Genomic DNA, 9,630 nt, shown 5'->3' on the forward strand with positions numbered 1-9,630 from the left:
CGATGTACGCATCGGGGAGCGTGCCGTCCTGGCGGGGATCGTGCCAGGCCTCTGCGCCACCCTGGGCGCGCCGGTCGGTGCGCTGGATCGCCTCGTCGAACACGGGGTTGAACGCGTCGGCGATGTCGGCCATGCCCGCGCCGAACCGGCTGACGGTCTCGACACCGGCCGAGAGGAACACGTCGCCCTCGCCGGCCTTGATCGCGTGGAACGCCATGCGCGTCGTCTGCAGGCTCGAGGAGCAGTAGCGGTTGACCGTCACGCCGGGGACGTGGTCCAGGCCCGCCAGCACCGAGACGATGCGGCCGAGGTTGTTGCCCGACTCCCCGGCCGGCTGGCCGACGCCGAGGTGCAGGTCGACGATGTCCTTGCGGTCCAGCGCGGGGATCTTGGCGAGGGCCGCCTCGACCATCTGGACGGTGAGGTCGTCAGGACGCATGTCCTTGAGCGATCCCTTGCCGGCGCGGCCGATCGGCGAGCGGGCGGTTGAGACGATGACTGCTTCGGGCATTTCGGTGCCTTTCGAGGGGTGATGGAGCGGTGCTCAGAAGCCCAGGTCGCGGCCGATGAGCTCTTTCATGATCTCGTTGGAGCCCGCCCAGATCTTGCTGACGCGGGCGTCCCGCCAGGCGCGGGCGACGCGATACTCGTTCATGAAGCCATAGCCGCCGTGGAGCTGGACACAGTGGTCGAGGACGTCGTTCTGGATCTCGGAGGACCACCACTTGGCCTTCGCCGCGTCGGTCGCGGTCGCCTCGCCCCGGGTGTGGGCGAGGACCGCCGCGTCGACGTACGCCTCGGCGACCTCGATCTTGGTCACGAGCTCGGCCAGCAGGAACTTGTTGTGCTGCAGGCTGCCGATCGGCTGCTTGAACGCCTGCCGGTCGTGCGCGTACTGGATCGTCTCGGCCAGGATCTGCTTGGCGTGGGCGACATTCGAGACCGAGCAGCTGATCCGCTCCTGCGGGAGCCGCTGCATCATGTAGATGAAGCCTTGGTCGACCTCGCCGATCAGGCGGTCGTCACCCAGGCGTACATCCTCGAAGAACAGCTCAGCGGTGTCGGCCTCGCTCTGGCCCACCTTGTCGAGCTTGCGGCCGCGACTGAAGCCGGGGTCGGTCGCCTCGATGCCGAACAGGCTGATGCCCTTGGCGCCCTTGTCGGGCGACGTGCGCACCGCGGTGATGACCAGGTCGGCCGAGAAGCCGTTGGTGATGAACGTCTTGGAGCCGTTGACGACCCACTGGTCACCGTCGCGGACCGCGGTGGTCTTGAGCGCGGCCAGGTCGGAGCCGCCGCCGGGCTCGGTCATCGCGATCGCGGTGAGGATCTCGCCGGTCGCGCAGCCGGGCAGCCAGCGCTGCTTCTGCTCGTCGGTGCCGAGGTCGACGAGGTAGGGCACCGCGATGTCGGTGTGGATGGCGACGCACGAGGCCAGCGCGGCGTTGAGCCTGCTGAGCTCCTCGTCCCAGACCGCGTTGAACCGGAAGTCATCGGCCTCGGAGCCGCCGAACGCCTCCGGGATCTCGAGCCCGAGGAAGCCCTCGGCACCGGCCGCGAGCCAGAAGTCGCGCGGGAGCGCCTTGTGCTCGAGGTACGACTCGAGGTGGGGCTCGACGTGCTTGGTCAGGAAGGCAGCGCAGGAGGCGCGGAACGCCTCGTGGTCCTCGTCGAAGATCGTCCGCTTCATGGGTGACACCTCGTGCTGGAAGAGCGTGGAAAAGATGGGGACGCGCTCACTAAGCGCTTGCTTAGCATGCAAGGACTCCGCCATGCTGTCAACCGAGGAGAGGTGCACCATGACGACGATCACGGCACGCGAGAGGCTGATCAACGCCGCCGTGGAGGCGTTCGCCGAAAAGGGATTCCACGGCACGACGACGCGCGACATCGCGGCGCGGGCCGGCATGAGCCCCGCGGCGGTCTACGTCCACCATGACTCCAAGGAGAGCCTGCTGTTCACGGTGAGCCTCGAGGGCCACCGCTCGGCGCTCGACGTCATCCAGCGCGCCGCCGCCTCCGAGACCGACCCGGTCGAGCGGCTCCGGACGATGATCTACCAGTTCAGCCTCTGGCACGCCGATCACAGCCGGGTCGGCCGGATCGTGCAGTACGAGTACCACGCGCTGACGCCGGAGCACCGGGCCGAGGTCGCCACGATTCGCCGCAGCATCGAGCGGACGATGCAGGACGCCCTGGCCGACGGTGTCGACCAGGGCGTCCTGGATGTCGATGACGTGCCGGGGACCGCGTTCTCGCTGCTGTCCCTGGGCGTCGATCTGGTGCGATGGTTCGAGCCGGGCGGATCACGATCCGGCCACGAGCTCGCCACGCTGCACGCCGAGCTGGCCATCCGCATGGCCAGCCGGCGCTAGCTGCCTCAGGCCTGAAGGACGGCCTCGGCGACGATGTTGATCGTGATCTTGTCGCCGATCATGAGCTTGTCAGCACCCTCGACCGGGATGTTGAAGTCGATGCCGAACTCCTTGCGGCTGATCTGCGTGGTGGCCTCGAGGCCGACGCGGGTGCCGCCCCACGGGTCGCCGCCCTCGCCGAGGAACTCGGTGACGAGCTCGACCGACTTGGTCACGCCCTTGATCGTCAGGTCGCCGGTGACGACGAAGTCCGAGTCGCCCTTGTGCACGATGCCGGTCGACACGAAGGTCATCTTCGGGTTCTCCTCGGCGTTGAAGAAGTCACCCGAGCGCAGGTGAGCGTCGCGGTCGGCGGTGCCGGTGTTGACCGAGGCCAGGTCGATCGACACGTTGACGGTCGACGCGGTGACGTCCTCGGCGCTGACGATCGTGCCCTCGAAGGTCTCGAACTTGCCGCGAACCTTGCTGACCAGGTGACGGACGGTGAAACCGATCTCGGTGTGGCTGGGATCCAGGACCCACGTACCGGTGCTGACTACGGTGCTCGTGCTCATGTGTTCTCCTCGGGAAGTTTGTAGTTGACGGTTCAACTAGATAGACTCTAGCACGATGTTGAACATTCAACAACGACTCTCACACAGTAGGATGGATCACATGGAGACCATGACCGACACACCGTGGCTCGACACCGATCAGCAGCGCGTCTGGCGCGCGTTCCTCGGTGGCACCACGGTCCTCATGGATCGCCTCGACCGGGATCTGCGCACCGCCCACGGCCTGTCGATGCCCGAGTACGAGATCCTCGTTCGGCTGTCCGAGTCGCCCGACCGGTCGATCCGCATGGCCGAGCTCGCGGACGCCGTGTCCCACTCCCGCAGCCGCGTGACCCACACGATCGCGCGGCTCGAGCGCGAGGGCATCGTGCAGCGCGGTCAGTGCTCCGAGGACGGACGCGGGGTCTCAGCGGTGCTGACCGATCATGGGTTCAGCGTCCTGGAGCAGGCCGCCCACACCCACGTCCGCGGCGTGCACGACTACCTCATCCAGGCCGCCGGCGCCGAGGACCTCGAGGCCATGGGCCGCATCATGCAGAAGGTCGTCGAGCAGCTCCACGGCAAGACCTTCTGACCCAGCCCAGATGTGCGGAGATCTGCACCGCAGCGGGCCGCTCAGACGGTGCAGGACTCCGCTTTTCGGGGTCCACAGGCGTTAGGCCCGTCCCCGTCCGTCCACAGGTACGCGCCCGCGTCGCTCGTGATCTCGTCAGGACCGGCAACCTCGGTGCATGTACGCCGTCCCGGCACACCTGCGCGGCCGCGCCTTCACGGTCGCTGACGCAGAGCTGGCCGGCCTCACCCGCCGATCGCTCCAGAGCTCGCGGTTCGCGATGATCCGATCCGGCGTCTACCGCACGGCGGACACCGCCCCGACCTTCCGGCTCCGGGTCGAGGCGGCTCTCCTCGTCCTGCCGGCAGGGTCCGTCGCCAGCCACACCACGGCGCTCCGCCTCCGTGGCCTGGAGCTGGGCCCGGCGCTGCCACTGCACTTCTCGATCAGCACGTGGATCGAGATCGAGCGAGCGGGCATCGTCCTTCACCGTCGGCAGGCGCGGCTCAACCCCATCGAGGTGGACGGCATACCCTCGCTCGGTCCGCGCCGAACGTTCGTGGACGTCGCCACGATCCTCTCGGAGCGCGACCTGGTGGCGGCCGGCGACTGGCTCGTCGGGACGGGCGCGGTCGACCTGCTCGACCTGCGGGCGTACGTCATCACCTCGCATCTCGACGGTGTCCGCAAGGCCCGGCGGGTGGCGCCACTCGTCCGCGAGCGCGTCGCCTCGGTCCGGGAGTCGAATGTCCGGTGGGAGCTCCATCGTGCCGGACTGCCCGAGCCCGAGGTCAACGTCGATATCACCGACGACCACGGGAGATGGCTCGCCCGGGGAGACCTGGTCTTCCGGCGATGGAAGGTGCTGGTCGAGTACGACGGATGGCAGCACGAGCGCGACGCCCAGCAACGCCAGTGGGACCACCTCCGGCGAGAGCAGCTCGAGGCGGCCGGTTGGCGCGTCGTCGTGATCACCGCCGAGGACATGAAGAGACCGGGGACGATCGTGGCGCGGGTCCGCCAGGCGCTCCGGCAGGCAGCCTGACCCAGATTCGCGGACCTTTGCGCCGAATCGGCTCACCGGAACGGTGCAGAAATCCGCAAATCTGGGCTGGGTGGTGGTGGGTCAGTCGCGGGTCAGCTTGCGGTACGTCACGCTGTGCGGGCGAGCTGCCTCCTCGCCGAGACGCTCGACCTTGTTGATCTCGTAGTCGGCGAAGTTGCCCTCGAACCAGAACCAGTTGGCCGGGTTGTCGGCATTGCCCTCCCACGCCAGGATGTGCGTCGCGACGCGATCCAGGAACCACCGGTCGTGCGACACCACGACGGCGCAGCCGGGGAAGTCCAGCAACGCGTCCTCGAGGGACTGCAGCGTCTCGACGTCCAGGTCGTTGGTCGGCTCATCGAGCAGCAGCAGGTTGCCACCCATCTTGAGCGTCAGCGCCAGGTTGAGGCGGTTGCGCTCACCGCCCGACATGACCTTGACCTGCTTCTGCTGGTCGGGACCCTTGAAGCCGAACGTCGCGACGTACGCGCGGCTCGGGACCTCGAAGTTGGCGACCTTGATGAAGTCGAGCTCACCGGACACGAGCTGCCAGATGTTGAGCTTGTCGTCGATCCCGCCGCGACCCTGGTCGACGTAGGAGATCTTGACCGTCTGGCCGACCTCGAGGGACCCGCTGTCGGGGGTCTCCTCCCCCACGATCATGCGGAACAGCGTCGACTTGCCGACGCCGTTGGGGCCGACGACGCCGACGATGCCGGCGCGCGGGAGGTCGAACGTCAGGCCGTCGAACAGCTCGCGGTCGCCGAAGCTCTTGTGCAGCTCCTTGGCGTTGAGGACGACATCGCCCAGCCGCGGGCCGGCCGGGATGTTGATCTCCTCGAAGTCCAGCTTGCGAGCGCGCTCGGCCTCAGCCGCCATCTCCTCGTAGCGCCCCAGACGGGCCTGGTTCTTGACCTGGCGGGCCTTGGCGTTGGACCGCACCCACTCCAGCTCCTTGGCGAGGATCTTGGCGCGCTTGGCGTCCTTCTTGCCCTCGACCACGAGGCGCTGCTGCTTGGTCTCGAGGTACGTCGAGTAGTTGCCCTCGTAGGGGTGGGTCTTGCCGCGGTCGAGCTCGAGGATCCACTCGGCGACGTTGTCGAGGAAGTAGCGGTCGTGGGTGATCGCCAGGACGGCGCCGGGGTAGGACGCGAGGTGCTGCTCGAGCCACAGCACGCTCTCGGCGTCCAGGTGGTTGGTCGGCTCGTCGAGGAGCAGCAGGTCGGGCTGCTCGAGCAGGAGCTTGCAGAGGGCCACGCGGCGGCGCTCACCACCGGACAGGTGGTCGACCAGCTCGTCGGGCGGCGGGCACCGGAGGGCGTCCATGGCCTGCGCCAGGCGCGAGTCCAGGTCCCACGCGTTGGCGTGGTCGAGATCGGTCTGCAGGTCGCCCATCTCGGGCAGCAGGGTGTCGTAGTCGGCGTCGGGATCGGCGAGCTCCTCGCTGATCTTGTTGAACCGGTCGATCTTGCCCTTGATCTCGGCAACGGCCTCCTCGACGTTCTCGAGCACGGTCTTGCCCTCGGTCAGGGGCGGCTCCTGCAGCAGGATGCCGACCGTCGCCTCGGGGTCCTTGATGGCGTCGCCGTTGTTGGGCTGGACCATCCCGGCCATGATCTTGAACAGCGTCGACTTGCCGGTGCCGTTGGGGCCGACCACGCCGATCTTGGCGCCGTGCAGGAACGAGAGCGTGACGTCGTCGAGGACGAGCTTCTCGCCCAGCTTCATGCGGACGTTGCGGAGGGTGAAGACGTATTCGGCCATGCGGCAAGCCTAACGAGAGCACCGCGGCCGGCCCACGGCGGTCAGGCGGCGGAGGTCTGGCCCTCGAGCTCGGCAAGCGCCTCGGCCGTCCCGTCGGATCCCGGCGCCGCCGCGGCCTGCCGGTCGACCTTGCGAAAGGCGGTCACACCGCGGCCCAGGTCATGGGCGATCAGCGTCGCCTCGACCACGGTGCTCTCGCGCGCCTCTCCCTCCTTGGTCGTCCACGTCTCGGTCCGCAACCGGCCGATCACCACGACCGGGTCACCGACCTTGAGCGACTCCGCGGCGTTCTGGGCGAGCTGGCGGAAGGCCTTGATCGACAGCCACGTCGTCGGCAGCTCGCGCCAGGATCGGCTCGCCTGGTCCCAGTGGCTGGGGGTCGACGCGACCCGGAACAGGACCCACGGGACGGCCGAGCCCTCCCGGATCGCGACCGGCGTGCCGACGTGGCCGTGGAAGGTCAGGACGTTGTCGTTGGACATGGAGGCTCCTTGGGTTCGAGGGACCTCCAGCGTTCCCGCTGGTCGTTCGGCGGACCACCGCACGGCGCGGTCCTGTGGACACGCGTCGAGCCGCCCCTCCGCTGTGGACACACGGCCTGGTGCTCCGCGCCGCGCGAGGAGGATCAGTCGAGCGCGGCGAGGATCCCGGTGCGGTAGGTCCGGTAGGAGTCCAGCTCGGCCTGGATCGGCGCGATGACCTTCTGGGTCGCGACGGTGTCGATCGCGTCGCGGAGCTCGCGATCCGCGCGGGCTGCCTTGCGGCTGCCGGAGACGCCGGCCGCCACACGGGAGGCCAGCGCCAGGACGATGCCGAGCAGCGCCGCCCCGATGACGACCGCGGCTGCGGTCGGGACGCCCGCGACGTCGCCGAGATCGGGCAGCTCGACCGAGGACAGGCTCGTGACGCCCTGCGCGATCAGCCACAGCAGCCCGCCGACGGCCGCGACGACGGCCAGGAGCTGGACGACCTGCACGATCCGCCACCACACGGCCGGCTTGGCAACCTCGAAGCTGGTGGCCCGGATGGCCTGGTCGAGCTCGTCGACGATGTCCTCGCCGGGCGGGCTGGGCGCATCGCGCACGGCATCGCGCCAGGGCCGCTCCAGCCCGACCGCTGCCTTCTCGGCGAGCTCACGGACCGCGAGCTCGGCATTGGCGCGCTGCACGTTGCCGGTCGTCGGCGCCGAGGTGCGGGCGAGGGCCGACGGCGAGAGCTCCTCACCGAGCTCCAGGTCCTCCAGCGGGTCCGTGCGCAGCCGCGCCGCCCACCGGACGACCGGCCAGCCGGTGAGCTGCGCCGCCTGCCGACGGGTCGATGCCGCGATGGCGTCGACGACCTGCGGCACGCCGGCGCAGTCGACCAGGGCCTCGTCGAGGGCGCGCCGGTCCACGTCGGTGATGCCGGGGGCATCGGCGGAGCCGCCGACCTGCACCATGACGTCCGCTGCGGCCGCGATGTCCGAGGCCAGGCGTCCCTTGGCGGACGACTTGGCCCGGATGCGCGCCGCAAGCTCACGCTTGAGCTCGTCGACGCCGTCACCGCGGGTCGCCGAGACTCCGATGACCGGGACGCCCGGGAGTCCTTCGTCGGCCAGGATCCGGCGTACGTCGGTCAGTGCGCGCTCACGCTGCTCGAACGGGATCCGGTCGATCTGGTTGAGCACGACCAGCGTGACGTCGCTGTAGGACGCCATGGGCCGGATGTAACGGTCGTGGATCGCCGCATCGGCGTACTTCTGCGGGTCGAGGACCCACACCAGGAGGTCGGCGTACTTGATCAGCCGGTCCATCTCGAGGTGGTGTGACACCTCGGTGGAGTCGTGGTCGGGCAGGTCGAGCAGCACGAGGCCGTCGAGCTTGGTGTCCTCCGAGGAGTGGTCGAGCATGCTCATCCGGGAGACCTGGTGGCGGGGCGGGATGCCCATCCACTCCAGGAGGCCCTGGGCCCCGTCGGGGCCCCACGCACAGGCCAGCGCCCACGACGTCGTGGGGCGGCGGACGCCGACCCCGGCGAGCTCGAGGTCGGTCAGCGAGTTGAACAGCGAGGACTTGCCCGAGCCGGTGGCGCCCGCGAGCGCCACGATCGTGTGCTCGCCGGACAGCGTGAGCCGCTCGGCGGCGCGCCCGGTCAGCATCTCGGCCGGGGCGATGATCTCGTCGTCGATGCGGCCCTTGCTCGCCGTCACAGCCGCAGTCAGTCCGTCGAGCCGGCGCGCGACGTCGTTGCGCTCACCGACGAACTCGGCATCGGTCGCGGTCACCGTATCGGTCATGACACTGTCTCTCCGTCCAGGAAGTCGGCGTGCCGAGCGTATTCGGCCCGCCGCGCGGACCCACGCACCGTGGCCTGGTGGGCCTTGAGCGCGTCCGCCGGATCGAGCAGGTCGGTGAACCGCTGCTGCTCGCCGTCGAGCAGCGCCGACACCCGCGTGTCGAGGTCGGAGTGCACCTGCGCGACCAGGCCCGCGACCACGTCGGGGCCGAAGATCGCGTCCAGGAGCTTGGTGCCGAGCGCCGCGGTGCCGCCGGCGGCCGGGCCGTCGCTGCTCCGTGCGAGCGTCGAGACCATCAGGGCCACCGCGATGCCGTTGACGCCAAACGCCAGGAACCGGGCCGTCATGCGCTTGTCGGCGCCCTCGACCCGCACCAGATCGAGCACGGCCTGGCGCCAGTCGTGGACGGCCCGCTCGGCCCGGACCCGGAAGTCGCGCGAGGCCCGGTCGAGTCCGCGGTTGGCGTCGAGCAGCTGGCGACCCGCGGGGATCGCGGCCCACGCGCGGGAGACCTGCTCGGCGCTGGCCTCGGCATGCTCGACCAGCAGCAGGTGGACGCCCTCCTCGATCGCGTCGGCGACCTCGGTCGAGCGGTTGCGCTTGCCGGTCATGCCGTCGACGAAGCGATCGCGGATCCGGCTGACCTTCTCCTCGACCGACCTCAGCAGCTCGCCGGTGCCGACGAACTCCTGCCAGCTGGCGAGGACCTCGCCGCGCAGGAGCGCCCCGTCGGCGGTCTGGGTCTCAAAGGCGTCCAGGGCCGCGCGGTAGGCCGTGTCGGCCTCGCCGTGCAGCGTCTCGGTGAGCTCGATCTGCGTGTCGAGGGCGTCCGCGACGTCGTGCGTGCGCAGGACGACGTGGCGAACCGCGCCGTCGAGCGTGCGGGTCACCACGAGCTCGCGGGCCTTGGGATCGGCGGCGAGCTCGTGCAGCCAGCCCACCATGGGTGCCACGGCCTCACGGGGCAGCAGCCCGTCGACGTCGAGCTCGGACTCGGGGATCGTGAACAGCGGCGAGTCCGACAGGCCACGGGACGTCATCATCCGGGCCAGGTGGCCGCGAAC

General features: G+C 69.5%; 8 protein-coding genes and 2 pseudogenes. 3 read left to right on the top strand and 7 right to left on the bottom strand.

Going from position 1 to position 9,630, the window contains the following annotated elements:
* Both JWQ91_RS00200 and JWQ91_RS00205 read right to left on the bottom strand, forming a co-directional pair.
* Positions 1-511: pseudogene (locus JWQ91_RS00200) on the bottom strand (acetyl-CoA C-acyltransferase); the annotation flags it as partial.
* A gap of 33 nt (positions 512-544) precedes the next feature.
* Positions 545-1,690, bottom strand: a complete 1,146-nt coding sequence (locus JWQ91_RS00205; RefSeq protein ID WP_297779208.1) for an acyl-CoA dehydrogenase family protein — start codon at positions 1,688-1,690, stop codon at positions 545-547.
* 82 nt (positions 1,691-1,772) lie between these two features.
* On the opposite strand from JWQ91_RS00205, the gene JWQ91_RS00210 reads away from it, so the two are divergent.
* Entirely contained in the window at positions 1,773-2,375 is a 603-nt protein-coding gene (locus JWQ91_RS00210) for a TetR family transcriptional regulator (RefSeq protein WP_297779210.1), read from the top strand.
* Between the two features lie 5 nt (positions 2,376-2,380).
* On the opposite strand, the gene JWQ91_RS00215 is transcribed toward JWQ91_RS00210, so the two are convergent.
* The gene (locus JWQ91_RS00215) at positions 2,381-2,929 is read right to left on the bottom strand and encodes a YceI family protein (RefSeq protein ID WP_297779212.1); all 549 of its coding nucleotides are present in this window, start codon (positions 2,927-2,929) and stop codon (positions 2,381-2,383) included.
* A gap of 100 nt (positions 2,930-3,029) precedes the next feature.
* Between JWQ91_RS00215 and JWQ91_RS00220 the strand changes: the two genes are divergently transcribed.
* Complete coding sequence (locus JWQ91_RS00220; RefSeq protein WP_366521339.1) at positions 3,030-3,503, top strand: MarR family transcriptional regulator; 474 nt, start codon at positions 3,030-3,032, stop codon at positions 3,501-3,503.
* A gap of 157 nt (positions 3,504-3,660) precedes the next feature.
* A complete protein-coding gene (locus JWQ91_RS00225) occupies positions 3,661-4,527 on the top strand; it encodes a DUF559 domain-containing protein (protein WP_297779213.1) in 867 nt (288 codons plus the stop codon).
* A gap of 81 nt (positions 4,528-4,608) precedes the next feature.
* On the opposite strand, the gene ettA is transcribed toward JWQ91_RS00225, so the two are convergent.
* The 4 genes and pseudogenes from ettA to JWQ91_RS00245 all read right to left on the bottom strand — a co-directional run.
* On the bottom strand, positions 4,609-6,291 hold the full coding sequence (ettA, locus tag JWQ91_RS00230) for an energy-dependent translational throttle protein EttA (RefSeq protein ID WP_297779215.1): 1,683 nt from the start codon (positions 6,289-6,291) through the stop codon (positions 4,609-4,611).
* A gap of 41 nt (positions 6,292-6,332) precedes the next feature.
* Positions 6,333-6,773, bottom strand: coding sequence for a single-stranded DNA-binding protein (locus JWQ91_RS00235; RefSeq protein ID WP_297779217.1), 441 nt, complete (start codon positions 6,771-6,773; stop codon positions 6,333-6,335).
* A 143-nt stretch (positions 6,774-6,916) separates the two neighbouring features.
* Positions 6,917-8,566: a GTPase gene (locus JWQ91_RS00240; RefSeq protein WP_297779219.1), complete on the bottom strand. Its 1,650-nt coding sequence runs from the start codon at positions 8,564-8,566 to the stop codon at positions 6,917-6,919.
* Positions 8,563-9,630 (bottom strand): annotated as a pseudogene (locus JWQ91_RS00245) (ABC transporter); the annotation flags it as partial. The gene JWQ91_RS00240 and the pseudogene JWQ91_RS00245, both read right to left, overlap by 4 nt.

Origin of the sequence: Aeromicrobium sp. (assembly GCF_025965075.1) — a bacterium.
Classification (GTDB): domain Bacteria; phylum Actinomycetota; class Actinomycetes; order Propionibacteriales; family Nocardioidaceae; genus Aeromicrobium.

Coding starts and splice junctions, on each gene's coding strand:
- JWQ91_RS00225 (WP_297779213.1), top strand. CDS start 3,661: ATGTACGCCGTCCCGGCACACCTGCGCGGCCGCGCCTTCACGGTCGCT.
- JWQ91_RS00215 (WP_297779212.1), bottom strand. CDS start 2,929: ATGAGCACGAGCACCGTAGTCAGCACCGGTACGTGGGTCCTGGATCCC.
- JWQ91_RS00205 (WP_297779208.1), bottom strand. CDS start 1,690: ATGAAGCGGACGATCTTCGACGAGGACCACGAGGCGTTCCGCGCCTCC.
- ettA (WP_297779215.1), bottom strand. CDS start 6,291: ATGGCCGAATACGTCTTCACCCTCCGCAACGTCCGCATGAAGCTGGGC.
- JWQ91_RS00235 (WP_297779217.1), bottom strand. CDS start 6,773: ATGTCCAACGACAACGTCCTGACCTTCCACGGCCACGTCGGCACGCCG.
- JWQ91_RS00220 (WP_366521339.1), top strand. CDS start 3,030: ATGGAGACCATGACCGACACACCGTGGCTCGACACCGATCAGCAGCGC.
- JWQ91_RS00240 (WP_297779219.1), bottom strand. CDS start 8,566: ATGACCGATACGGTGACCGCGACCGATGCCGAGTTCGTCGGTGAGCGC.
- JWQ91_RS00210 (WP_297779210.1), top strand. CDS start 1,773: ATGCTGTCAACCGAGGAGAGGTGCACCATGACGACGATCACGGCACGC.